This window comes from Pseudomonas sp. H3(2019) (assembly GCF_007713465.1).
GTDB lineage: Bacteria > Pseudomonadota > Gammaproteobacteria > Pseudomonadales > Pseudomonadaceae > Aquipseudomonas.
On record NZ_VMSG01000029.1, the window covers coordinates 1 to 24,211 of the forward strand.

The following is a 24,211-nucleotide window of genomic DNA, read 5'->3' on the forward strand; positions in this document are numbered from 1 at the left end:
CTATCCCTTATCGTAAGGGGGAAACGGTGTCCTGTCTTTCATGGGGCTCGTTCAGTGACTTATGCATTACTACGATGACGTCTGCTTAGCCAATGTCTACCTGGAGGATAGCTACGTTCTCGCGGTTGAGGAGGGTACATAAGCGGTCAATCGATCAGTTTGAAATGCTATCTTTCATCATTCGTTAAGGCTCTTCATGACTGATTTTCACAACATGACGGAAGCTCGGGCGCAAACCATCATCGACGAAGGCATCCCATCAGAAGAGATGCTTCGCGAACTGCTTATTCTTTGCTGGCACTCGTCCCAAGTAGCAGACTCGTTCTTTCTATCTCACGCCAACTGCACCCGTTTTCTCGTCCAACTGACGGAGATCGCAATTGACGAGAAAGACTATCAAGGCGACGCACCGCCCGCTGCTGCTGCTTACTACCTTGAGAAGCTACCACCTCCAATGTTAAAGGACGTCGCGGATATCCTGCTACGTGGTTTTCCCGTCGAGGAGTGCGGCCACAACAATTCACTAGCTGTAGCAATTGCACTCTCTGGGGTCGAAGGTGGCAGGACAAAAGTTCAGGGCGCATACGAGAGTGATTTCCTCAACACTGACAGCTACGAAAAGGCCATAGCAATCTATGCCAAGCACTCGGAGCCCTAACCCTACGCTCAAGTTCGCTCCCTTTGGTCGCTGGGACGCGCCTTCGGCGCGCCCCTTGGCTGTTCGTTAGAGATTTCGCTGTGAGGCTACTTCTTCTCCTCTTGGCTGCGATTGCCTCGCTTTCGTGCTTTGCCGAAGAGCAGGCCTGGCCATTCGACCAAAGCCCAAATGTGGCGGCCATTACCCAAAGACAAGTTCTTTATGAAAAGGCAGCAATCCTCTTGGTGTCACACGACGCCGAAGATCACGGATGGCAATTCCTGACCGGGTCAATTCCACCAAGTTCAGGTAACGCTGCGGTGGCAGGTATGGAACAGCTGGTTAGGATTGACCCTTCATTGAAGGAAATCGCCGATCTTCCAGTTGGCTGGCGAGCACATCGAGAACGAGTTGGCGCGAAATGGGTTCGTGAGAAGAAGTCAAAGTAGAGGTCGCGCGAAGTTGAACCAGACCTCTACGTGCCAGACAGCGCCGGCGTTCAAACGTCCCCTTTCCAATAGCCTGACTGTCTCCTTAGGGTCGAAAGCTGGCATTTCGAATGTCGCTTGATTTGGCGGGATTTCACTGTAAAAAGGCTGCGGACTTTCAACGAACCACCCGCTTCAAAAAGGTCACAGGGAATGAGATCGATAAAAAATAATCCTCCACAGTTCACTCGTATTCCGCTGGCAGCCATCGGCGTCGGGCTGGGCCTTGCCGTTGCCGTCTACACAACCGGAAAAGGCCCCTTCTTCCTAGATAACTTTGCATACTCCTGGTTACCGCAAGCGGCAGTGCTTTGCATAGCGCTGCTGTGCAAAGCGTCACGAGAATCGCTGGGGGGAATGGCTACTGCCATGGGGCTGTACTTGTTCCTTTTCGACCTCTGGGTCACAGACTCCATGGGGTGGCTTTTCTACTTATTCAGCTTTCCAGGCATCCTCATCGGGACATTGCTTGGCGTTGTTTTCAGCCCCTCGCGGAAGGTATTCAAGGCGCTGGTAGCGTTTGCGTGGGTGGTTCTCGGTATAGTGGGAAATTTGGCGGTTCTCGCTATTACGGTCACATAGACTCCTCGCGGTGATGGGCAATATGATATGTACTAACAGGCGGCTTGCAGCCATGGGCAACTGATAGCAAACCGAATCCTGGAAGTGAGTCAGTATTTTATGAACGAAGGTTGGCAAAACGACGATTACCTCATCGTCCTCACGCAGGATGAAAGCTTCGCTGCGATGAAAGCCTACCGATTTGACCATTACCTGCCGGGTTACACGCTACTGGGCCTAAGAAGTTGGGACGACTTTATCGTCATCAACTCTTGCGGAGTAATGTTTACGGTGCCAACACTGCCGCTCGATGCGTCCTGTGTTGCGCCGTTTGCGCTGCCCCAGCAGATTTCGCTAGAGCCTGACGAGCAGTTCACAGGGAAGATCAAGTGGCATGTGAAGCCGTTAGTCTGTGGGGGCGATCCAACAGACAAAACAAATGTGGCGTGGATCACTCGTGAACAACATGCTGAACTTGTCGTCTGGTGGAACGAACAGTACAAGCGCGCCGGAGCGCAGCATTTGAGCGACTAATATTTAAGCCAAAATAGTTTGATTTTGAACATCAGCTATGGGTCGTTTTCTGCCTGTCGCGACAGGCAGCAATCGGCCGAAGTTGTGTAAAAACAATTTAGAGCAAGTTAAACGGTCAGAACCAGAACGTTACTGGACAATCGAGACTACAGTCGGCCTGCCCCCCCTTGAAGTCTCTGTACGAACGCATTCTGCCCGCCTATTTCTCCATACAGGCCTTCTTCACCACCCTAAGTCTGGCGGGGGCTGCCTGCTGATTAAATCGCCCTGCCCAGGCAATGTTCGACCTACACCAGCACGGTCAACCAGGCCGACACCAGCAGCAAAAAAGCCAGTGCATAGTTCACGCGTTTGAACGCCTGTGGCGAACCAAAAAACCGAGCACTACCCACGCCGAGCAATGCCCACAGGATCATGCATGGCAAGGAGACCAACAGAAACACCAGCGACAACAACACCAGCCGCATGGTCTTGTCGCCGCCACCGGCAAACACGCTCGCCACCGCCACCGCCATCATCCAGACTTTGGGGTTGAGCAATTGCAGGGTGGCGGCACCGAACACGCTGAGACCCTCGTCGCGCGAGCTGGCCTGGTCCAAGGACGGCGGCGCGCTTTGAAAGATCTGCCAGGCCAGCCAACTCAACCAGAGCACCCCGGCCCAGGCCATCGCCTGCTGCACTCGCGGAAACCGCAGCAGCGTCTCGCCCACGCCGAACCCGACTGCAAACACAATCAGCGCCGCCGCCACGCATGCGCCAAAAATGATCGGCAGTGTAGCGCCCAGCCCCCACCGCGAACTGTGGCTCAGCACCAGAATATTGGTCGGCCCCGGGGTGATCGAGGCAACGAACGCAAACAGCAGGAAAGGCAACAACGACTCCATGGCTCAGGCTCCCTGAGGACGCATCGAAGGGGCAGAAAAGAACAGCGAAAAAGACATGGCATGGACTCCTTGATCAGATAGGCGACCATGGTCGCGGGTCAGCTGGATTCAGTCTGGAAGGTTTGAGCAACGCTTGCGGTAGTCCGCAGGCGTGAGCTGGTAGGCACGGCGGAACCAGCGCCCCATATGACTTTGATCGGAGAACCCGAGAGCACTGGCCACCCGCGCCGGCGACTCGCCCCGCGCCAGTAGCTGCCGCGCCTTGGCCAGACGCAGCTGAATCAGATAAGCATGAGGCGCCAGCCCAAAGGCTGCCTTGAAGGCCCGCGTCAGGCGAAAGCGATCAACATCACAGGCTTGAGCCAGATCATCCAGCCCGATGTCCTCGTAGACATGGGCATGCAGATAGTCACGCGCAACCTGGGCCACCAACGGCAGACGCGGATCAAAGACCTGCCGCTTGCGCCAATCAAGGTGGCAAGTGAGCGACCCCAACAAGGTATCGATGGCGCTCTGGCGCACGATGCGCAAGTCACCCTCATGGAGCACGTGGAAGGCTTGATAAACGGCAGTGGCCAGGCCCGGTTCCTGGCTCAGGGTGTCGGTAAAGCCCGGCTGACTGTTGGCCGGCGCGTGCTCGAACAACGTATGCAACTCCCGTTCAAGCCAGTGCGGATCAAGGTAGAGCATGGAATAGGTAAACCCTTCCTCGGTCGGCGCATGCCCATCGTGGATTTCCCCCGGCTCCAGCATGAATACCTTGCCCGGCGTACTAAGATGGCGAACGCGTCGGCAATTGAACTGCTGTACCCCCTGTTCGGTGACCCCCACCAGAAAACTGTCATGCCAGTGCGGATCGTAGGCATGCCCCTGAAAATGGGCACGAATCGATTCAATCCCGGTATCGGCATCCTGGGACAGCTCAATCCAGTTGCGTTTATCCACGGAAGGCTCCAGATGTATGGTTCAGCTTTGAACTGTGCGGGCGACTAAATTACCGCGCTTTTGAAAAAGACGTTTAGAAGATTTGTGCGGGTTGATGCTGAGCCATAGCTGCCTATGCTGAAAGGCAGAAAACGGGTCGATTTCCGTCAGTCGTGACCGGCACAAATCGGCCAAAATCGGACGTTAGAGGTCGATTGATGTCTCTGCCCCAAACTCCCCCACTCTGTACCAACTGCTCGGGCCTTCACAAGATCTAGTACCATAAGGCCGCTATCCAGCAATGTCCGGCTCCTGAAAATTACAGGGGAGCTCGAAGGTATCAGGGAGCGGTTGATGTACAGGAATTACAAGTTTTGCTGGTGTGCACGTGCAGCGGGCGGCCATCGGCATCCGTGGCATCTTTGAGAATCTCCAAATGGGCAAGCGTCACTGCGTGGTCATAGGACTCAGGGTCGTTGTCGAGGTTGGCGATCACCACTCCCGGCTTGACGAAGCGGCCGTAGAAGTCAACATGGGGTCGGTGATGTCCTTGCCTTTGATTCCCGGCAGCAAGAATGAAAAATAAATCTGCCCCCTTCTTCACGCTGCCGCATAACTGGATGCGCGTTTAACCAAGCGAAGTCGATCGAGCAGAATCGTATGGGCTAGGAGAGATGCTGTCTAAACCAGCGACTTTTGAATTTGATGATCAAATGTATCCAGAAAATCGCGCATGCTGATATCTCCGAGATCTACAGCTTTAGCGCCGCCAGCCGCGATAAAGGTGACATCAGAGATACCCAGGACGTTCAGGATCAGCTTCAAATATTGGGTCGCAATGTCACGGCCTCTAATCGGGGAGTCGCTGGTGTATACACCTCCCGAGGCGAGCAGCACCGTTGCCTTTTTACCGGTCACCAGCCCTTTACCATCAAAGCCCAAGGTCAGGCCTTTACGTACCACGTGATCCACCCACGCCTTGAGCGCCGCAGGGACGTTATAGTTGTAAACCGGCGTTGAAATAACCACGTGATCGGTTTCCAGCAACTCGGCCACAAGCTCATCGGATAGCTGCAACACGGCTTTCATTTCAGGCGAATGTTTAGTTTCCGAGGTGAAGTAAGCCTGTAACCAAGGGGCCGTCACGAACGTAAGCGAAGTGTCCGTTAGATCCCGTGTTTTGATGGCGCCCCTAGGGTGTGCAGCTTCCCACGCCGCCACAAATCGGCGAGTGAGCTGCCGGGAGATTGAAGCATCCCCACGTGCGCTGGTTTCAATGGAGAGAAGCCTGGACATGAAAGTAACTCCTGCGCGGTGACGCGGCGGTATGTTTTGCGTTGTCGCTCTAGGCGATGTGCGACACACTCTACCCAATGCGATCTCTACGCAGGAGTGATGTAAATATGATTGAGTCCATCTGTTTAAGTGATGGGTCATGATCGAAAGTCTCAGCCTGGATCAGTTGCGAATCCTTGTAACCATTGCTGACACAGGCAGTTTCTCGGCAACGGGACGTCACCTGCGGCGTGCTCAATCTGCCATTAGCCAATCGATTGCCACACTTGAGTCAGTTCAAGGTGTGAGGCTGTTTGATCGGAGCGGCCATCGTCCAACGCTCACTGAGGTAGGTAGAGTGCTGGTGGTTCAAGCGCGCGCAGTGCTGGCAAGCGCTGCCCAGTTTGAAGCAATGGCCTCAAGTACGGCAGCAGGGGTTGAGCCGGAGTTGGCTCTCGCCATAGACCCTTTAGTCCCTAGCGCACCGCTCATCGAAAGCCTGCGCGCTATCCGTGAGGCTTTCCCGCATCTGGCAGTGAGTTTTTCTACAGAAGGTTTAGGCGGCGCAGAGCGCCGATTGCGCAACGGCAATGCGGCACTGGCGCTTTGCACATTGATTCCGATAGTGCCCGACGATATCACCGCACTGCCGCTGCTCAGCGTCGACTTGAGGCCAGTAGTAGCCAGCGGGCATCCCCTGGCTATGTTAGGCCGTCGGGCAACAAGTGCAGACCTCAAGCCTTATGTGCAACTGGTACTTTCCGATCCGGTTTCTCCCGACGGCCCTAGCTATGGGGTGACGGGCAGTCACCAGTGGCGGTTTGTAGATTTGGCACGGCGGCTGGATTTTTTGCTCGCCGGGTTCGGTTGGTGCCGAATGCCAGAGCATCTGATTGCGGATCATCTGGCTTCAGGACGCCTCCTGCCGCTTGAGTTAGCCGCCGAACTTCAGCGCACACCAGACACACTTACGATCTACGCAGCGCACATGCAAAATCGCTCTTTAGGGAAAGCAGGCCGATGGCTTCTGAATGACCTGAGCCGTCGTCTGTGCATGTGATGATACGAAGACGACTAACGTCAGCGGTTTGGTTATCCCGTTGGCCAAAGGGCTGATGCGGTTAATCGAACCGGTTGTGCAGTTGTCTAGTCCTGAAATAGGTTTACACCTGTTTCGCCCCAACGCCCGGTGCATCGCATCGGGCGTTTTGTATTTCAAAGACAGGCCAGCCGTCGCAAGCAAATCAGTTGAACCGCTCCACCAGAAAATCTACAAAGCTGCGCAACTTAGGTGAGCGATACCGATCCGGCAGGTAGACCACGCTCATTGTCCGGCTGGGAAGTTCGTGGGTGGGGAACAGTTGGACGAGATGGCCCGCTCGAACATCGGCCTCCAACAGAATCGCGGGTTGCAGCACGATACCCAGACCGTGTAGTGCGGCAACGCGCAGTGCCTGCCCGTGATTGACTTGCAACCGACCCGAGACAGGAACGCGACATACGCCATCTTGATCCGCCAAACGCCAATGCGCCACGGCCGCAGGAGAGAAAGACAGGCACTCATGCTGGCTTAGATCTTCTGGTTTGCCCGGTGTACCTCTGCGCGCCAGGTATTGGGGGGACGCGCAAATCATCAATCGATAAGGCGCCAGCGACTGGGCGATCAGTGCCGAATCCGGCAGTTGGCCAATGCGGATGGCCGCCTCGAATCCCTCCTCTACCAGATCCACTACACGGTCGCACAAGGCGACATCGACGCTGACGTCGGGATATCGCTCAAGGTATTCCGACAAGGCGGGTATCAGTGCTTCGGTGCCGAAGGTGATGGGGGCGGTGATGCGCAGCTTACCTGCGGGTGCCAACTGCAGGTTTTGTGCCTGTGCATCGGTTTCAGCCACCATCTTGAGAATTTCCTTGCAGCGGACGTAGTAGTCCTCGCCGAAGGTCGTGAGGTGCTGGCGCCGGGTCGTCCGGTTAAGCAGTCGCATGCCTAGGCGCTTCTCCAGCGTCCTCAGGTGTTTGCCCGCCATCGTCGCCGAGATATTGCAAGCCGTGGCAGCAGCGCTGAGGCTGCCTTTTTCGACGACCAGAACATACACCCTCATGCTGTCGAACAAGTCCATTGAAAACCCCAGGTTTTAAATGCACAAACCAGATCGCAGTTTATCTCCGATCAGTTCTAAATAAAACTGATGCCCTCCTCGCAAGCAGAGCGGTCAATCGCCGCTCAGGCAAACCCTGTGATTCAGGCATCACAGGATCAGCAGGCTTGCCGCCACCAAGAGAGCAGACCATGAAAACCATTGAACTCACAGCTCCCGTCCTTACCGCATTTCGCCAGACCGAACTGCCCGAGCCGAAGGCCGGTCGAGGCGAGGTGTTGGTGCGCCTGCGCGCCGCCACGCTGAACTTCGTGGACGTAGCCATCGCGACAGGTCACTTCCCCGGCGCGGGCTTTCCGATGATTCCGGTTGCTGATGGAGCGGGCGAAGTGGCCGCACTCGGTGAGGGCGTCAGTGGGCTGGCCATTGGCGATCGGGTGATTCCACATTTCATGCCGAACTGGCAAAGCGGGGCCATCACACCGCGCAATGTGGCTGCGATGCGCGGTGTCACGCTACCGGGATCGCTGGCCGAATACGTGGTCATACCGGCCACCAGTCTCGTTGCGTTGCCGGCCCACCTGGATTTCGTTCAGGGCGCGGCGCTGCCCATTGCTGCAACGACGGCCTGGAACGCTGTGCGTTCAGCGCAACTGCGCCCTGGGTCGGTGGTGGTGGTGTTGGGAACCGGCGGCGTCAGCATCTTTGCATTGCAGTTCGCCAAGGCGTCTGGCGCCACGGTGATCCTGGCCTCGTCGTCCGATGAAAAACTGGAGCGTGCACGCCTGCTTGGTGCGGATCACTTGATCAACTACCGTGCCACACCTGCCTGGGACGAAGAAGTGCTGAAACTGACCGAAGGGCGCGGCGCCGATCTGGTGGTGGAGACAGTTGGCGGGGCAACCATTGTGCGTTCACTCAATGCCGCAGCGGTAGGCGGTACGGTATTCACGGTCGGCTTTGTCGGCGGTACAGCATCCTCGATCGATCTGCTGCCGATCATCGTCAAGGCTTTACGCATTGTCGGCAACAACACCGGCTCCGTGGCTGATCTCGCGGAAGCGGCCCGGGCCGTTGCCGCTCACCGCATCGTGCCGGTCATCGACCGTGTTTTCGGGATCGACGACACTCGCGCGGCATATGCCGAACTGAGTGTCGGCGGGCGGCACTTTGGCAAGCTCGCCATTGCGCATTGAGCCTTGGCGCAGGTCCCGCATGACTAAGGCCGCATTGAAAAAGCCCAGCTCAGGCACGTGCCTGTCGGAGCTTTTTCGCAACCGCGACCGCATATCAAGGAAAGATAAATCTGGCCCTTTTTCAATTCGAAGGCTGCTTTGGGGTGTGGGTTTCGGTCAGTTGGGACGGCCAAGAGTCGGCCAAGAGCTACCGTACCCAGAACTTCTTGCCTATGGCAAAGCCGCTTCAGTAAACTAACGCTAGCTCAGTAGAGACGCCCTCTAGCATTCATGGACGAGACAAAACCCACATGTTAATGAAAATATCATTCATCGCTTCGCTAGGAATTCTATCGCTAATTCAAACACCACTATCTTTCGCGGACAATATCAATGGGAAAAACCTCTATTTACAGAGGTGTGTCATGTGCCACGGAATAGATATCAAAGGAACAGGACCATTGGCTAATAAAATCAATCCTCCTCCACCTGATCTTACAACATCGGCTTTCAAAAAAAGACTAAATGATTATCCGGGCGTTATTGTATCATCGATAATACTTCGTCCAAATGGAGACTTGATTCCAAGAACTTTGCGAGAGAATGGTGTAAAGATTCCGCCACACGCTTGGAGCGTTAAGGATTTTCGCGATTTGAATCAATACATGAGTGGTGTAATTTCAAAAAATCGATGATTTTGAGATGAGCAATGAACAGGGGACGGACTTATTTATCTGCTATCAGCCTCGACGTAATGAAAAATAAATTCGTCCCACTTTTCTTCGCCCTATAGCTTTAGCCTTGGATAATTCAAGACAGAAAATATGAGCTATATTGACACGATAAAACATGAGCTAGTCGGACACATCAATGGCTTGGCCATATATCACCCCCTTGAGCTTATTGAAGCAGGAGGATGGGGAGACCGTAACTTCTCATGTTCTCCCGACAATTTGGTTATCGGGGGTGGAGCCGGCGAACATCCGGCGATAGTCGTCCATGGACCAGGATCATTAGCGGCATCGTATATTCTTTTTTGCATTGAAAAGAACACAGAGCACTTTCCGGAAACCTTTATCACTCCACCAGAAGACACAATTGTTCGGCTCAGTGACATTGCGTATGACACGGAAGAAAATTTAGAGTTTTGCAGTTGGTCGATGACAAAAATTCGAGATTTTGTGGAGCTGGCAAAATCCCCCTTACACGTCACGCCTCTTTCGGAGAAGCAGAGTCCCGAAGAATGGCTGAAGGAATCCATTGGTGAATTTATTTATTTTTCACTTCCTGAACTCAATCCATTTCATGAAGAGATCAACAGCCTCCCTGGCATAGAAAATTGGCATCCTGGTTACTTGATGCGCAACGTAACATGCCCACCACCTAACTACTTTAAAAGCAAAGAAGAGTCACTTCGCGGCGCTCATTTCCAAGAGCAAGGTTTTTTTCGCTGGGACTATAGTTATCCGCCAAGGGAATAAGGGTCATGTACCTCACTGAAAAGAGGACAGAATTATTTATCTAGCATCAGCCTAGATGTAATGAAAAATAAATCCCCTTTTTCCGGCGCCACGTTCAACATGTCCGGGCACTGGTTTCAGGCCCTGAGTTATGGGGTGCATCCTGTCACCCATCAAGTGGACATGGATCAGGTCGAACGGATAGCCCGACAAGAGCGGCCCCGGCTGATAATTGTCTGCGCTTCGGCCTACTCGCGCACACTGGACTTCGCCCGGTTTCGGTCCATTGCAGACGAGGTGGACGCATTCCTCATGGCCGATATCGCCCATGTCGCCGGCCTGGTTGCCGATGGCGCCTATCCGTCGCCAGTACCGTTCGCCCACGTCATCACTACCGGGTTTTCAGTGCATTGGCCAGGCGCAGCATGGCCGCTTCGATTTCATAAGCGGTCAACGACGAGTAACCCAATAGCCAGCCTTGTTTCTTCTCCTCGCCGGCGTACAACCGGCTCAGGCCGGAAAGCTGTACGCCCGCGCTGGCCGCTTGGCGGATGGTTTTTTCCTCAGACCAGCCACCGTGCAGCAGGCAGGGAATTTGTAGTCCGCCGGGAGGGCGCAAGGCGGTAACAATGCCGTCCAAATGCTTGCCGATTGCGTCAAGCATGACGGAACGGCGCCCGGCATACAGCTTGCGCATGGCCCGGACATGGGCGTTGTAATGGCCGTCCTCCATGAAGCGCGCCAGGGTCAGTTGCAGGATTTGGGGCGTATGGCCGTCCATCATGCTGCGCGCGTAGGTGAAGGCTTTGATCAACTCGTGGGGCAGTACCATGTAGCCCATTCGCAACCCAGGGTAGAGGGTCTTGCTGAAGGTACCGATGTAGAGCGTACGCTGGTACTTGTCCAGGCCCTGTACACAGGCAGTCGGCTGCCCGTCGTAGTGAAACTCGCTGTCGTAGTCATCTTCGATGACCCACTTGCCCTTCTGCGCTGCCCAGTTGATCAACTCAAGACGACGCTCCAGCGGCAAGGTCGCGCCGGTGGGGTATTGATGAGACGGCGTGACATAGACGCAATTAGCGCCGCTGCGGTCGGCGTACAGCAGGTCGGTGCGTATGCCCAGTTCATCGACATCGATGGGCAGAACCTTGGTCTCCGCGGTTTCAAAGGCCTTCTTCGCGCCATAGTAACCCGGGTTTTCCAGCAGGATCGGTTTGCCGACATCCACCAACAACTGCGCACACAGAAAAAGGGCCTGGCGAGTGCTGCTCAACACCATGATCTGGTCGGGGGAGCATTTGGCCCCGCGCTCGAGGTTCAAGTAGGTGGCAATCGCTTTGCGCAGCGGCTCGGCTCCTTGCGGGTCGCCATGCAACAGCACATTGGCGCGATAGTCCTTCATGACCTGGCGTTGCAGGCGCTCCCAGACATCGGTGGGGAAAGTGCGGGTTTCCGGCAGGCCGGTCGCAAATGCCTTGATCACCTGCTGATCGTTTACACCTCCACTGTCGAAGATCATCCGCCCGCGCTGGCTCAAGCCCGCCCCCGGTACCGCCTGGCTGCTTTTGACCTCTTGCGCCTTGATGCGGCGGCGTGCCGCGCCTCGCAATTCGGTGCCCACCGTTTCGCAGACATAACTGCCGGCCCCCCCGCGCCGCACGATAAAACCGTCCCGGTGCAGTTGCACATAGGCGTTCTCCACGGTGTCACGGGCAATCCCGAGTGACTTGGCCAACACCCGAGTCGCAGGCAGCTTCAAACCGGGGTCAAGAGCGCCATCGAGGATCAGCTCACGCAGTGCGCGCTGAATCCGTTGATGCAGATCCAGCAACTGAAACTCAGCATCGTTGAGGCGCATTTTCAGCGTTTCCAGCTCGAACGCTTTCGCCATGTGGTCTGCCTTACTTCAATAAATTGGCCTGCAAAGGCAGGCCAGTCTATCCGTAGAATTCACTCCTCACCACCGCCTTTGTGCGTGGTGAGCACGCGCGTTGCGAGCGATTTTGCACAGGGGTTACTCAGCTATCTCGGTCGGCTGGATGCGAGCCAGCCTCTACAACGCGGTCACGCTGGAGGCAGTCGAGGCATTGACCGACTTCATGAAGGGTTTTGTCCGAGCGCATGGCTGAAGCAGGGATCGCTTCAGTCACAGCAGACGGTCCGGTAAGTGGTCTGGTCCTCCACGAAAAAGTGCAGGGGCAAAACATGCCATTTCAGCGTTATAAATCCCCCCTCACCCGAGGCCAAACACCTCGTTTTGCAAGGAGCAAAGCCATCATGTCTTCTTCAGCATCCCCGACGGCCCTACGTCTAGGCGACCTTATACATCCGATTGTCGCCGGGCTGATTTCAGTCATCGTCAACTATGGCGGCACGTTCATCCTGGTCTTTCAGGCCGCCAAAGTCGCCGGGCTCAGCCCCGAGCTGACGGCATCGTGGGTATGGTCGGTGTCGATTGGCGTGGGTATTACCGGGCTGTTTCTCAGCTGGGTGAGCCGTGAGCCAATCATTACGGAGGATCCGTCCAAGCGTTGGATCGCCGGGGTTGCCGCGGGCGTGTTCTACATCCTCGTCGGGATTTTCGGCGTGACCCTCGCCGCAGTGTTCATGGCCCTCCCGGCCACCTTCATTACGACGCTGGCCGGGCTAGCCCTGCTCGGCACTATCGGCGCCAGCCTGGCCAGCGCCATGGCTGACGTCAAATCCCGCGAAGCCTCGCTGATCACCTTTCTGGCGTCCGCCGCGAACATCACCTTGCTGGGAATCGGTGGGGCGTTCTGGGGGTTGCTGATCGGTCTGGCGGCCTACGCCTTACTCAATGGCCGCTTGCCGCGTCGCGAGGCGGTGGTCATTCCGGCGGCCGACGATGTTGTGACGGCCAAAGGAGCCACCCACTGATGTTCGATCAACTGGAAGAAACCGCCACCCTGCACGAGCGTCATGGCCGTTACCCACAGGCCAACAGCGTCGAGGACTTTCGTCGCAACCTGGCAGCCGTGCAGCAGCGTATCGCCAACGCCTGTCAGCGGGTCGGACGTGATCCGGCGAGTGTGCGCCTGCTGCCGGTCAGCAAAACCTTTGACGAAGCTCATCTGCGTCTGGCCTACGCCGCCGGCTGCCGGCTGCTGGGAGAGAACAAGGTGCAGGAAGCGCAGCGCAAATGGCAGGCCATGACCGACCTGGCCGACCTGCAATGGTCGGTCATCGGCCACCTGCAAACCAACAAGGCCAAGCAGGTGGCGCGTTTTGCCAGTGAATTTCAGGCGTTGGACAGCCTGCGAGTGGCCGAGGCTCTGGATCGTCGCCTGCAAATCGAGGGGCGCCAACTGGATGTGTTCGTCCAGGTCAATACCTCCGGCGAAGTCAGCAAATACGGCCTGGCGCCCGAAGCCGTCGCGGACTTCTTGTACGCCCTGCCGGCGTTCTCGGCGTTACGGGTCCGCGGGCTGATGACGCTGGCGCTGTTTTCGGCCGACGTGGCCCGTGTCCGCCCCTGCTTTGTACGGCTGCGTGAACTGCGCGAGCGCCTGCGCCAGCACGCCCCGGCGGGCGTCGGGCTAGAGGAACTGTCCATGGGCATGTCCGGCGATTTCGAAGTCGCCATTGAAGAGGGAGCGACCGTGGTGCGTGTCGGTCAGGCCATCTTCGGCGCACGAGCCATGCCGGACGCTTATTACTGGCCGACCGCGGATGTCCGTCCGGGAAGTGACGATTAGTCGCCGCTGACAACACCCTAACATCTTGATTCACCCTTTACAGGAAGCCATGCGATGTCCTCTGCACCCGGCACCACCCTCCGACTGCCGCCGCCGTTGATCTGTGAGGACTTGCAGATCGACGACATCGCAGCGCGTGTCTCTCGGCTCTTGCCATAAACCGGCTTACGTTCTCAACCAAGGACCCCTTCATCATGTACGACTCAACGCTGACCCTTAAAGCATTCGACGCCGAGCTGTGTGAGGCGATTCATAACGAAGAACATCGTCAGGAAGACCACGTCGAACTGATCGCTTCCGAAAACTACGCCAGCCCTCTGGTCATGAAAATCCAGAGCACCGTGCTCACCAACAAATACGCCGAAGGCTACCCAGGCAAGCGCTACTACAGCGGCTGCGAGTATGTCGATGTGGCCGAGCGCCTGGCCGTCGAGCGGGTAAAGACCCTGTTCAACTGCGACTACGCCAACGTGCAGCCGCATGCAGGTGCCCAGGCGAACGCCGCGGTATTCCTCGCATTGATCAATCCTGGTGACACAGTGATGGGCATGAACCTGGCCCAAGGTGGCCACCTGACCCACGGTAACCCTTCAAACTTCTCGGGCCGTCATTACAAGATCGTTCCTTATGGCCTTGACCCAAAGACGGGCTTTCTCGACTACGACGAGATGGAACGCATCGCCCTGGAAACTCGCCCGAAGATGCTGATCGGTGGTTTTTCTGCCTACTCCCGGTACAAAGACTGGGCGCGCATGCGGGCCATTGCCGACAAGGTCGGGGCTATTTTCTGGGTCGACATGGCCCACGTCGCAGGTCTGGTCGCTGCCGGCGAATACCCGGACCCATTGCCGCACGCCCACGTGGTTACAAGCACCACTCACAAGACCCTGCGAGGCCCACGGGGTGGCTTGATTTTGTCCAAGGGGCAAGACGAAGCGTTCTACAAAAAGCTCGACTCTGCGGTATTCCCGGGTGTCCAGGGCGGGCCACTGATGCACCAGATCGCCGCCAAGGCCATCGCCTTCAAGGAAGCACTGGCGCCCGAGTTCAAAACCTATCAGACGCAAGTGGTGATCAACGCCCGGGCCATGGCGGCCGTGCTGCAACGGCGGGGTTACAAGATCGTCTCCGGTGGCACCGATAACCACATGATGCTGATTGACCTGTCCGACAGGCCTTACACCGGCAAGGAAGCTGATGCGGCCCTGAGCAACGCCTACATCACCGCCAACAAAAACTCGGTGCCCAACGACCCGCGCTCACCGTTCGTGACCTCTGGGTTGCGCATCGGTACCCCAGCCATCACCACCCGAGGTTTCGGCGTGTTCGAATGCGAACAACTGGCGGGCTGGTTGTGCGACGTACTGGAGGCCCTGGAAAACGGCCACAGCGAGACGGTCGGGCACCACGTGCGCGAACAGGTGGTGGCGCTCTGCCGCCGTCATCCTGTCTATCGTTGATTCTTTTACCCCGAGCTGTCGCCGCCAGGCTGAAGTCATCGTTGGGTGAAAAACCAGGCGCGCGGCAAAGCGCCTGGACGACCGGGCGCACCCGATACCAATCTGTCGAGTCTCTAGCGGGATGATGATGGCCGACATTGCAGTGCTTCGGCTACGTGGCTGCGATCGAAAGCGTCTACGTGTTCCCGCCAACTCCTTATTCACCGGCTGTCGATTACTCCAACAAATATATAAGGGCTTCACGACCATCATGAACTCTCCAGACTTCCTGCCGTTTACCAAACCCTCTATCGACGAAGCCACGATCGCAGCCGTCGGTGACGTCTTGCGCTCCGGCTGGATTACCAGTGGGCCCAAGGTCCAGTTATTCGAAGCGCAGCTCTCGGACTATTTCGGCGGACGTCCGGTACGGACGTTCAATTCCGGAACCTGCACCATGGAGATCGCCTTGCGCATCGCGGGTATCGGTGCTGGTGACGAAGTCATCACCACTCCGATCTCGTGGGTTGCAACGGCCAACGTGATCATTGAAGTGGGTGCGACCCCTGTGTTTGTCGACGTTGATCCAGTCACTCGCAATATCGATCTAGCTCAAGTCGAAGCGGCAATCACACCACGGACCAAGGCGATCATTCCGGTCTATCTGTCGGGTCTGCCGCTGGATATGGATCGTTTGTACGCGCTGGCAAAAAAACACAACCTGCGGGTGGTGGAGGATGCTGCACAAGCGCTGGGCTCGTCCTGGAAAGGTGAGCGCATCGGGGCTTTTGGTGATTTTGTGTCCTTCAGCTTCCAAGCCAACAAGAACATCACCTCATCCGAAGGCGGTTGCTTGGTGCTGAATAATCTCGAAGAGGCACGTCTTGCCGAGAAACACCGGTTGCAGGGCGTCACTCGCATCGGCTTCGATGGTTTGGATGTGGATGTCCTGGGCGGCAAATACAATATGACCGACATTGCCGCGACCATCGGCCTGGGCCAGTTCGCGCATATCGAGGCGATCACTGCCCATCGTCGAGAGTTGGCTAAATACTACTTCGAGTGCCTTGGCAGTGATTTCGAAGCGAAATACGGTGCTCAACTACCGGTCGCCGATTTCGATAACAGCAACTGGCACATGTTTCAGCTAGTGCTGCCAGAGCGTCAGGACGGTAAACCGGCCCGGGCCACGTTTATGGAGCAGATGCAAGAGCACGGTGTCGGCATCGGCTGTCACTACCCCTCGATCCACTTATTGAGCTTGTACCGCGCGCGCGGCTTCAAGGAAGGTATGTTCCCGATTGCAGAACGGGTTGGCCGTCTGATCGTTTCGCTGCCGATGTTCAATGCCATGACAACAAGGGACGTCGAACGCTCGGTGGAAGCAGTGAAAGCAGTACTGCAACCTTGCTGAGCGGCAGCAAGCCAGTTTTTTGTGTGGGCGATGCCAACGCGTTGCTGGGAGAAGCGCGCTTACGCACCATTCCACCGGCCTACGCGAAAAGGCAGCGCAAATGAAAAGGGGACAAATTTATTTCTCTGTCACCTGCCTCGACGCATGTCTAGTCCTGAAACAGGTGTAAACCTATTTCAGGAATAGACATCACCCGCCTCGACAACAGTGAGAAATAAGGAGGCTTGCAATGAGGAGGAGTCCATATACGGATGTTCGAATGAGTCTAGAAAATCAGGGGCAATTCAGACTTCGGCGGCTCACTAAACCGTCATAATTGATCTCGATCAGAAACATGGGACTTCATGCGCCACCCCGCTATTGCAGTGTATGAATAGCCCCGACTCAGGCTTGGGTGTTGTCCAGGATGAACTTGATCAGCGCCCGGGATGCGGCTGACAATTGCCGGTGAGGCGGGTAAATAATCGAGAATGGCCGACTGCGCCCACTCAATTGCGCAAGTATTTCCACCAATTGCCCGCGCTGAATTTTGTCCCGGACGATGAAATCATAGGTCTGGCAGATGCCCAGACCGCTTTCCGCCAGCGAAACGATCCCCAGGACATCGTCCGAAACCTCCACATTGGCTTGCGGTAGCCATTCGATATTTTTCCCGTCAAGACAGAACAACCACGATCCGACCTTGCCGCTGCTGGGCATGATGAATGGCAGACAAACGTGCTCGCCTAACATCTCAAGCGTCGTAGGGATGCCGGCGCGAGCCAGGTATTGGGGAGACGCGACGAGGCAAAGCCGCGCATCTTCCAGTTTGCGGCCCACCAGACCACTGTCCGGCAACTGCCCCAGACGAATCGCCAGATCGTAGCCTTCGGCGACCAGGTCGACATTGCGGTTGGTGATGCTCAGTTCCACCCGCACAGCCGGGTATTGCCGGGCAAACTCACTGAGCAGCGGTGGCAGACGATGATGCCCGTAAGTCGTTGGGACGCTCATCCGAACGCGCCCGCTCAACTCGCCTTCCTGGCCGCAAATATTGCGCTCCGCCTCTTCAATCTGTGAAAAGGCCAAACGGGTTTGTTCCAGGTACAACTTGCCGGCGTCTGTCAGGCTGAGCCTTCGGGTAGTACGTCGCAACAATTGCACGCCAAGGCGCGACTCGAGCCTCGTCAACGCCCGGCTGAGCACCGAAGGCGTGGTCGCCAGGCGATGGCAGCAGCACTGACAGTGCCCTGCTCCACCACGCGAATAAAGGCTTCCACATCCCCAAGATGGTCAAATCTACGCGACATTATTGCCTCACGGGTCCAAATGAATTCCATTTTCGGTAGTTTATCGCCATATCATACATCAATAGAGTATCCAGGCAGGGGCGGCAACCGTTCGCCCGATAAATTCTGGACACGACATGAAAAAACTGCCCCGTATTGCATTGGCCATAGCCCTCGCCAGCACTAGCCTGGCAGCCAGCGCTGACAACGTGCTTGTGGTGCTTTCCGATTCGGCGAAACTCGATTTGAAGGACGGCAAGGTCTTTGCTACCGGCTTCTACCTGAACGAGCTTTTGCAACCGGTAAAGATGCTGCTCGACGCTGGCCATAACGTCACCTTTGCCACCCCGAACGGCAACGCGCCGACAGTGGACAAAACCTCCATCGATAAAATGTACTTCAACAACGATGAGGCAGCGCTTCAGACCTATAAGAACTTGCTTGATCAACTGAAACTGACCCTGCCGGAACAGTCACCGGTCATCAGCCTTTCTCGGGTAGAGCAGATCGGTTATGCGCACTTTGATGCGGTCTACATTCCCGGCGGCCACGCCCCCATGCAGGATCTGCTCCACAGCCGTCCGCTGGGTCGCTTGCTGGCGAATTTCCATGGACAAGACAAGACCACCGCACTCGTCTGCCACGGCCCGATCGCCCTGCTGTCGACCTTGCCTGACGCCGAAAAATTCACCCGCCAACTCCAGAGTGCGAAACCGGTGAGGGGCAGCGCCGACTGGATTTATGCGGGCTACAAGATGACCGTTATCAGCAATAAGGAAGAGGAGGAAGCCAAAGGTCTGCTCAACGGTGGTGTCATGAAGTTCTACCCGCAAACCGCGCTGGAACAAGCCGGTGGGGTGTACCGCAGCAACACTTCCAATTGGACGCCTAATGTGGTCATCGATCGTGAGTTGATCACTGGCCAGAATCCAGCCTCGGCCATTGAGGTCGGCAAGGCACTGCTCGATCGATTGAAATAACACGACTGCAGCACTGCGCCCTCCCCCGACTCCGGTTTTTTAACGGGTATTTGGAGCACTGTAATGAAACCTCGCACTTTCCTTATTACCGGTGCGTCAGTCGGCAAAGCGACTTTCTAACGACAACATTTGCGGCTCAGCCGCTCCAGCGAATTCCCCGACTGTGCCAGTGGGCACTACCGCCGGCATTGCTCCTTCAGCTTGAACTCTAGAGAAAAAATCATGACGCCCTCATCCGCAAACCAACACAAACCACTATTGATGGTCCTCACCAGTCACGCCAGCAAAGGCGATGGTGGCGAGCCGACTGGCTTTTACCTCGGCGAAGTCACCCACCCGCTTGCCGTACTCGAAGCGGCCGGCTTTACAATCGAGTTCGCCTCGATCCAGGGCGGCGAACCTCCGGTCGATGGTCTCGACCTGAATGATGTCACCAACGCACGCTACTGGAACGACAGCCGCTTTCGCGCCGCCATTGCCAACACACAACGCCTGGACGCCCTGGATGCGTCGAAGTACGCCGCTATCTTCTTTACCGGCGGCCACGGTGCGATGTGGGATTTCCCGACTAGCCCTGCCGTGCAAAGCATGACCCGCGACCTCTTCGAAGCCGGCGGTGCAGTGGCCGCAGTCTGTCACGGTCCCGCGGCACTGGTAAACGTGACGCTCAGCGATGGCAGCTACCTGGTTGCCGGCAAAAACCTCAGTGCGTTTACCGACGACGAAGAACGTGCGGTCAAGCTCGACAACATCGTGCCTTTCTTGCTGGCCAGCACCCTGAGTGCGCGTGGTGCACATCATCACGGCGCAGCAAACTGGACTGCCAAGGTGGTGGTCGATGGTCGGCTCGTCACGGGACAAAACCCTCAATCCGCCACCGGAGTGGGTGAAGCGCTACGCGATCTGCTGCTCGTTCAGCCACGCTGAAGCCGCGCGCATTTTTAAGGAGAACGCGATGAAATGCATTGCATTGGCAAGTGCTCTGATGCTGGCCGCAGTGACACAAAGTTACGCATTCGCGGCGACATAAACGTCTCACGAGCCAGAGCTCTGGCGCAGTTACACGGGTGTCATGGGACCTCGGCACTGAGCACAAGATTGATACCGTGTCCCACCAGGCGCCCATTTCGAACTCCAGCATTGAGGGCGATAGTGGGCCAGTGACCACCCTGAGCGCTGAACGGCAACATACCGGGCAATTGAAGGTTGGCTAGAGATTTTTCCTGGCTTCTCGATTCGGAGCCGCGGCGCGTCGAAGTCAGTTCAGGCCTGGGCAGACAGCTCACGCAGTGCTCGCCCTGATAACCACCCCGGATTGGCCGAGTGCTCCCCCGGGGGTATTGTGTCAGGCTATGCCGTTTTCACCCGTAGCTCCTAGCCCCGCTAGGGGCTTTTTCATGCTCAGGACGAGTCATTCAAGATGTTGATGAAGCTGGCGCCGAAGAAGCTGCGCAACCCGCGTAATTTCTATCTGGGTATCGCTGCGGTGGTACTGATTGCTTGGATTGGACGCTATTTCGCGCTCAAAGCCGAGCAGGAGAAGGTGGCCCAACAGGCGCTGCTGGTCGAGCGCCTCGCCCAGTTGGACGCGACCCTGCCAAAGCAACTGGATGCAATTACCACCCTTGAGTACGTCGGTTTGACGTACGGTGACACGATCTTCTACCGCTACAGGATCGACTTAGCAGCGAGCAGCCTCTCCGAGGAACGCAAGGCCAGCATGGAGGCGAGAATGCGCCGTGGTCTGGAGCAACTGGCCTGCAAGGAACCGCAGTTGCTGGCGATGATGCGCAGGTTCAAGTTTCACCAGGAGCATTACTACCTGGCCAGGAACAGCACACTCTTTTCCATTGAGCTTCACCCTGAACAGTTGAGCTGCCCAGGATGATGCCAATAAGGTGTGCTGGCCGGACACTACTTGAATGCCATATCGTCGTAGCCGAACACTCCTTTCTTATCGCGTTGGGTCATAAGCATTGACTGCCGCGTCCCACTGCATTTCATGGTCTTCGACCTCAACATTCCATTCACAACCAGACACCGCGATACGAATTTCCGATAAACATTTACACCAATGCTGTACGCCAACCCATGATGCGTCTTCTTGGTTATCTGGGAGCTTGGTAGAGCCCGAAAACACGAGGCCCTTCTTTAGAAAACGGCTCGGCTCCAGGTTTGTTGAAAAATCGAATGATTCCCAGTTTAGGCCGGAGCCGAGGGAAAGAAATCGTTCGATTTGATCGTCTACGCAGTGGCGATGGACAATCTCCTCGACGACGGTTATCTCGTTCAAGCTGAGCGGTGCTTTTCGCTGAGCAGTGTAATAGATGGATATTGCCAAAGTGCGCCCTCAGAGCCGGTAGCCGTGATAGGGATGAAGAATACCGGCCTGGCATCCTTTCGACTACGCAACGTGTGTTAGCCGGACGTACGGCATTTCGGCCTTTCACGACAGACAACAATCGGCCAGAAGCTGTCCCTCATTTCGGAATCACTGCGCAGCTATAGGCTACTTTTATGACTGGGTATTAGTGCGATGCAGATGGATCATTTTTTCAATGAGAGTCGTGTTCGCTGCCATTCATTCCAGCAGTCCTCGGCAACTAAATCTCGGAAACCACGTTCGCGCTCCATATCTAGGGCGACGTCGAATGGGACTGCAACACACGTCGCTGAATCACGGATCTTGAGTGCCTCGGACTCTGTAAGTGAAGAGCCTTTGTTCGTTTCGGCGTTCTGCAAAACTGCCGAAAGCGCCGGTATGAATACTAGGCAAAGCTGTTCCTTCATTTGTTGCTCACCTCGGTCGTTCGGTAAGCCTGAAAGGTTACGTTGGTTGCCTTATCACGGCCAGTGGTCAAGAGCTGCCATCGCCTGGTGTCAGCATTAGGTCGATTTCTGCCTGTCGTGAGTGGCAGTAATCGGCCAAAAGTGGTCCCGCGAGCTATGCCAGCATGTGAAGCATGTCCATGAACATCGGACCTGAGAGATCACGTATCTCTCCGTCGTCAGCAACCAAGCAACCTACAGCGCCAGCGAATGACTCTTGGTCATGCGCTGGGATGTCCAAGCTGCAAATGATCCTGTAGCGGAACAGCCAGCCGCAGGCGACGCGACCGCACAGTTCTACCGTTTGATGATAGCCATCAACGGACAGGGGCCGGGCACCGTGGGCCTGCGCAGGTTATATGCTGTACTGCCGGTAGATTCGCGTTGGGAAGATTCGTTGTTCATACGCACTGGAAATGGCTGGAATAGCAGTCGATTATCTACTCGTTTGGTTTGAATGTCTGGGCATCCGCTCTGGGTCGATTACGGCCCTCCCGACAGGCAGAGATCGGCCAGAAGCTGCCCTTGGAGGCGAACCGCATTTGGCTCTTCATCCACCACTGATATGGAGGAACTATCCTTGGAAAACCGTTTAGGGTGGCTCTCCGTATGCTCCAGATTTATTAGCCTGCTGTTCTTCCTGTTTTCACCGTCGCGTGAAAAACTGCGCGCTCTTTGCCGCTCACTTTTTGTCTGTTTTGATGGAACTGCCGATGGACATCATGGATACCAAGCAAGAAAACACCCTCGAAAAATCACTCAGGCTGGCGGCGGATGAACCGGCCCATCGACCTGACTTTTTCAAGACTCTGTTGAATTCCACTATCTACGTCCTTGGCACTGCCGGCACTGGCGAAGGTCAAGTCAACCTCGAGGCTGGTAGCAACATCAGCATCGCGCATTGGCAAAAGCCTGACGGCTCCGCTGTCATCCCGTTTTTTTCTTCGTTGCAAACACTACAAAGATCCATAGATAGCGAAGAGTCCTACGTAGAGATCCCGGCCAGATCGCTGTTTGAAATCACACTGGGCACCCCTCTTTTCCTCAATCCAAAGTCTCCTTACGGGAAAGAGTTTTTCCCGGAGGAAGTGCGCCATCTGCTCTCCGACGAGGTCGGCCAAAAGCCGGTGCAGCGCACGGTCGAAAAAGACACCAAAGTGCTGCTCGGACAGCCGTCGCAATATCCGTCGCAGATGGTCAACTCGCTCACACAATTACTCGCCAAACATCGCAACGTAAAACGTGCATTTCTGGCGTTGATGCATGACGCATCGTCTGATCAAAAGCCTCATCTGATCATTGGTATTGAAGCGGACGGAGATATTGAACTGGTCATGCGCGAAGCCGGTAACGTTGCCGGGGATACCGCTCCGGATGGCGAACCCGTTGACCTCTATCGCGTTCACGAAGGGGAATCAGGCCTTAGCGATTACTTCCTCAAGCAAACCGCACCCTTCTATGAACGGAAGTCGGCAGGCTGGCTGCGTTCATTGTTCGGCTTTGGCAACGCGTGACAGAGATCAACGCCGTGCTAACCGCCGAGCAGGCCTGCGAAATCGTGCTTAGCCTGTTTGACGGCGTCATGAGAGATGGCAAACCTGAGCGTTTTGTCATTCAGTCATGTGAGCTTTCCGCCAACGGTGATTACTGGGTTATTCGCAGTAACAGTGAGGATTACGTCGTCCACGGCATGGCGGAGTTCTGCTACGTCGGTGTTAACGCGCACTTGATCAACGTCATGACGGGCGAGCGTGAGACGGTCGTCAGTTGCATGAGTGTCGATGAGTATCTGCAAGACAAATACGATCTGGAGGCAGTGTCGGGCAACCAGTATGTACTGACCCCGGCAATTGACCGAGGCGACAAACCGGCGCTGGTCAATTTGCGTCGAAAACTGCAGTGCACCTATCCGCAAACCCTTGCGTTGCTGACGGGCAAACAACGACTTTGGCTCACAGGTAAACGCAGGCTTCTTGAAGACGCGCAGCGACTGCTTCTCGAACAAGGCATAACCACCCAAATCGAGTTAGTGCTTGATGCCGGCGAAGCAGTCGCCATCGGCGTCGAAACCTGGCACATCGAAGCGGTGTTGAGGGCTGTGCGCGAGAGGTTGTGCTGAGCCGACGCCAAGGAGCAGTCATATAAAATGCAGTAACCCACCATCAATAGATACGGCCGACGCCATGCCCCAGCACACAAGTCACCTATTTGCTTATGTAAGGAAAATCAGCAATTTCCGACCTGACGTTACCGCTATCGTGCTTTTCGGCCTGAAGGCCGAAGACGATGACCTGGTGTATCTGGAGATACGCTTTAAGGACTACGGAGAACTCCAAATTGAAGGCGACCACTTGATGCTTGGATTGGATGAGGCACTGGAAAGCGCCGAGTTCGAGTACGGTATTTTGCCAAATGATTGGCGAGTAATGAGCGAGGCGGAAACTCAGCGAATCCCATTCTTTGTCGGTGGAACATGCGTTTAGTGAGTTGACCGCTTTGGGTCGAAAGTCGTCAATCGCGAAGCG

General features: G+C 56.0%; 24 protein-coding genes and 3 pseudogenes. 19 read left to right on the forward strand and 8 right to left on the reverse strand.

The annotated features are described in order from the left end of the window. Positions 1 to 196 precede the first annotated feature (196 nt). The 4 genes from FPT12_RS23645 to FPT12_RS23660 all read left to right on the forward strand — a co-directional run bounded on the left by FPT12_RS23645 (position 197) and on the right by FPT12_RS23660 (position 2,220). Positions 197 to 658 carry a hypothetical protein gene (locus FPT12_RS23645; RefSeq protein WP_145020758.1) on the forward strand — a complete coding sequence of 154 codons (462 nt, stop codon included), beginning with the start codon at positions 197 to 199 and terminating at the stop codon, positions 656 to 658. A gap of 80 nt (positions 659 to 738) precedes the next feature. Next, positions 739 to 1,086 carry a hypothetical protein gene (locus FPT12_RS23650; RefSeq protein WP_103316053.1) on the forward strand — a complete coding sequence of 116 codons (348 nt, stop codon included), beginning with the start codon at positions 739 to 741 and terminating at the stop codon, positions 1,084 to 1,086. A gap of 192 nt (positions 1,087 to 1,278) precedes the next feature. Next, positions 1,279 to 1,707 (forward strand): hypothetical protein, encoded by a 429-nt coding sequence (locus tag FPT12_RS23655; protein WP_145020760.1) that lies wholly within the window; start codon positions 1,279 to 1,281, stop codon positions 1,705 to 1,707. Positions 1,708 to 1,806: 99 nt separating this feature from the next. Then, positions 1,807 to 2,220: a hypothetical protein gene (locus tag FPT12_RS23660; protein ID WP_145020763.1), complete on the forward strand. Its 414-nt coding sequence runs from the start codon at positions 1,807 to 1,809 to the stop codon at positions 2,218 to 2,220. A gap of 287 nt (positions 2,221 to 2,507) precedes the next feature. Here the strand turns inward: FPT12_RS23660 and FPT12_RS23665 are convergent, their stop codons facing one another. The 4 genes and pseudogenes from FPT12_RS23665 to FPT12_RS23680 all read right to left on the reverse strand — a co-directional run bounded on the left by FPT12_RS23665 (position 2,508) and on the right by FPT12_RS23680 (position 5,324). Further along, entirely contained in the window at positions 2,508 to 3,104 is a 597-nt protein-coding gene (locus tag FPT12_RS23665; RefSeq protein WP_145020767.1) for a LysE family translocator, read from the reverse strand. A 108-nt stretch (positions 3,105 to 3,212) separates the two neighbouring features. After that, positions 3,213 to 4,049: an AraC family transcriptional regulator gene (locus FPT12_RS23670; protein WP_145020770.1), complete on the reverse strand. Its 837-nt coding sequence runs from the start codon at positions 4,047 to 4,049 to the stop codon at positions 3,213 to 3,215. A gap of 358 nt (positions 4,050 to 4,407) precedes the next feature. Beyond that, positions 4,408 to 4,598: pseudogene (locus tag FPT12_RS23675) on the reverse strand (agmatine deiminase family protein); the annotation flags it as partial. A gap of 111 nt (positions 4,599 to 4,709) precedes the next feature. Next, positions 4,710 to 5,324 carry an FMN-dependent NADH-azoreductase gene (locus FPT12_RS23680; protein WP_145020773.1) on the reverse strand — a complete coding sequence of 205 codons (615 nt, stop codon included), beginning with the start codon at positions 5,322 to 5,324 and terminating at the stop codon, positions 4,710 to 4,712. Positions 5,325 to 5,463: 139 nt separating this feature from the next. Between FPT12_RS23680 and FPT12_RS23685 the strand changes: the two genes are divergently transcribed. Beyond that, positions 5,464 to 6,363, forward strand: coding sequence for a LysR family transcriptional regulator (locus tag FPT12_RS23685; RefSeq protein WP_145020777.1), 900 nt, complete (start codon positions 5,464 to 5,466; stop codon positions 6,361 to 6,363). A 184-nt stretch (positions 6,364 to 6,547) separates the two neighbouring features. Here FPT12_RS23685 and FPT12_RS23695 read toward each other — a convergent pair whose 3' ends face one another. Further along, the gene (locus FPT12_RS23695) at positions 6,548 to 7,426 is read right to left on the reverse strand and encodes a LysR family transcriptional regulator (RefSeq protein ID WP_145020780.1); all 879 of its coding nucleotides are present in this window, start codon (positions 7,424 to 7,426) and stop codon (positions 6,548 to 6,550) included. A 170-nt stretch (positions 7,427 to 7,596) separates the two neighbouring features. Between FPT12_RS23695 and FPT12_RS23700 the strand changes: the two genes are divergently transcribed. From FPT12_RS23700 to FPT12_RS23715, 4 genes and pseudogenes are all read left to right on the forward strand, one after another. Continuing rightward, positions 7,597 to 8,601 (forward strand): NAD(P)-dependent alcohol dehydrogenase, encoded by a 1,005-nt coding sequence (locus FPT12_RS23700; protein WP_145020783.1) that lies wholly within the window; start codon positions 7,597 to 7,599, stop codon positions 8,599 to 8,601. A gap of 296 nt (positions 8,602 to 8,897) precedes the next feature. After that, a complete protein-coding gene (locus FPT12_RS23705) occupies positions 8,898 to 9,275 on the forward strand; it encodes a cytochrome c (RefSeq protein ID WP_178098875.1) in 378 nt (125 codons plus the stop codon). A 129-nt stretch (positions 9,276 to 9,404) separates the two neighbouring features. Next, complete coding sequence (locus FPT12_RS23710; protein ID WP_145020788.1) at positions 9,405 to 10,061, forward strand: hypothetical protein; 657 nt, start codon at positions 9,405 to 9,407, stop codon at positions 10,059 to 10,061. A 99-nt stretch (positions 10,062 to 10,160) separates the two neighbouring features. Then, positions 10,161 to 10,379, forward strand: a pseudogene (locus FPT12_RS23715) (serine hydroxymethyltransferase); the annotation flags it as partial. A 52-nt stretch (positions 10,380 to 10,431) separates the two neighbouring features. Here the strand turns inward: FPT12_RS23715 and FPT12_RS23720 are convergent. Further along, positions 10,432 to 11,931 (reverse strand): PLP-dependent aminotransferase family protein, encoded by a 1,500-nt coding sequence (locus FPT12_RS23720; RefSeq protein WP_145020792.1) that lies wholly within the window; start codon positions 11,929 to 11,931, stop codon positions 10,432 to 10,434. A 386-nt stretch (positions 11,932 to 12,317) separates the two neighbouring features. On the opposite strand from FPT12_RS23720, the gene FPT12_RS23725 reads away from it, so the two are divergent. From FPT12_RS23725 to FPT12_RS23740, 4 genes are all read left to right on the forward strand, one after another. Beyond that, positions 12,318 to 12,938 (forward strand): benzoate/H(+) symporter BenE family transporter, encoded by a 621-nt coding sequence (locus FPT12_RS23725; protein WP_145020795.1) that lies wholly within the window; start codon positions 12,318 to 12,320, stop codon positions 12,936 to 12,938. Then, positions 12,938 to 13,756, forward strand: a complete 819-nt coding sequence (locus tag FPT12_RS23730; protein ID WP_145020798.1) for a YggS family pyridoxal phosphate-dependent enzyme — start codon at positions 12,938 to 12,940, stop codon at positions 13,754 to 13,756. Before FPT12_RS23725 ends, FPT12_RS23730 begins: the two co-directional genes overlap by 1 nt. A gap of 194 nt (positions 13,757 to 13,950) precedes the next feature. Then, complete coding sequence (gene glyA, locus FPT12_RS23735; RefSeq protein WP_145020801.1) at positions 13,951 to 15,216, forward strand: serine hydroxymethyltransferase; 1,266 nt, start codon at positions 13,951 to 13,953, stop codon at positions 15,214 to 15,216. Positions 15,217 to 15,466: 250 nt separating this feature from the next. Beyond that, a complete protein-coding gene (locus tag FPT12_RS23740; RefSeq protein WP_145020952.1) occupies positions 15,467 to 16,609 on the forward strand; it encodes a DegT/DnrJ/EryC1/StrS aminotransferase family protein in 1,143 nt (380 codons plus the stop codon). A gap of 384 nt (positions 16,610 to 16,993) precedes the next feature. Here FPT12_RS23740 and FPT12_RS23745 read toward each other — a convergent pair. After that, positions 16,994 to 17,898: pseudogene (locus FPT12_RS23745) on the reverse strand (LysR substrate-binding domain-containing protein). Positions 17,899 to 18,014: 116 nt separating this feature from the next. Here FPT12_RS23745 and FPT12_RS23750 point away from each other — a divergent pair. The 3 genes from FPT12_RS23750 to FPT12_RS23760 all read left to right on the forward strand — a co-directional run bounded on the left by FPT12_RS23750 (position 18,015) and on the right by FPT12_RS23760 (position 20,745). After that, entirely contained in the window at positions 18,015 to 18,857 is an 843-nt protein-coding gene (locus tag FPT12_RS23750) for a type 1 glutamine amidotransferase domain-containing protein (RefSeq protein WP_145020804.1), read from the forward strand. Between the two features lie 222 nt (positions 18,858 to 19,079). Then, positions 19,080 to 19,784, forward strand: coding sequence for a type 1 glutamine amidotransferase domain-containing protein (locus tag FPT12_RS23755; protein ID WP_145020807.1), 705 nt, complete (start codon positions 19,080 to 19,082; stop codon positions 19,782 to 19,784). A gap of 493 nt (positions 19,785 to 20,277) precedes the next feature. Beyond that, positions 20,278 to 20,745, forward strand: coding sequence for a hypothetical protein (locus tag FPT12_RS23760; protein ID WP_145020810.1), 468 nt, complete (start codon positions 20,278 to 20,280; stop codon positions 20,743 to 20,745). A 66-nt stretch (positions 20,746 to 20,811) separates the two neighbouring features. Here FPT12_RS23760 and FPT12_RS23765 read toward each other — a convergent pair whose 3' ends face one another. Next, complete coding sequence (locus FPT12_RS23765; RefSeq protein WP_218570731.1) at positions 20,812 to 21,150, reverse strand: hypothetical protein; 339 nt, start codon at positions 21,148 to 21,150, stop codon at positions 20,812 to 20,814. A gap of 1,249 nt (positions 21,151 to 22,399) precedes the next feature. On the opposite strand from FPT12_RS23765, the gene sseB reads away from it, so the two are divergent. The 3 genes from sseB to FPT12_RS23785 all read left to right on the forward strand — a co-directional run bounded on the left by sseB (position 22,400) and on the right by FPT12_RS23785 (position 24,169). Beyond that, positions 22,400 to 23,200, forward strand: a complete 801-nt coding sequence (gene sseB / locus FPT12_RS23775; protein ID WP_145020816.1) for an enhanced serine sensitivity protein SseB — start codon at positions 22,400 to 22,402, stop codon at positions 23,198 to 23,200. Next, positions 23,197 to 23,805, forward strand: a complete 609-nt coding sequence (locus FPT12_RS23780) for a hypothetical protein (RefSeq protein WP_145020819.1) — start codon at positions 23,197 to 23,199, stop codon at positions 23,803 to 23,805. Before sseB ends, FPT12_RS23780 begins: the two co-directional genes overlap by 4 nt. 64 nt (positions 23,806 to 23,869) lie before the next feature. Then, the gene (locus FPT12_RS23785; protein WP_145020821.1) at positions 23,870 to 24,169 is read left to right on the forward strand and encodes a hypothetical protein; all 300 of its coding nucleotides are present in this window, start codon (positions 23,870 to 23,872) and stop codon (positions 24,167 to 24,169) included. The last annotated feature ends 42 nt before the right edge of the window (positions 24,170 to 24,211 follow it).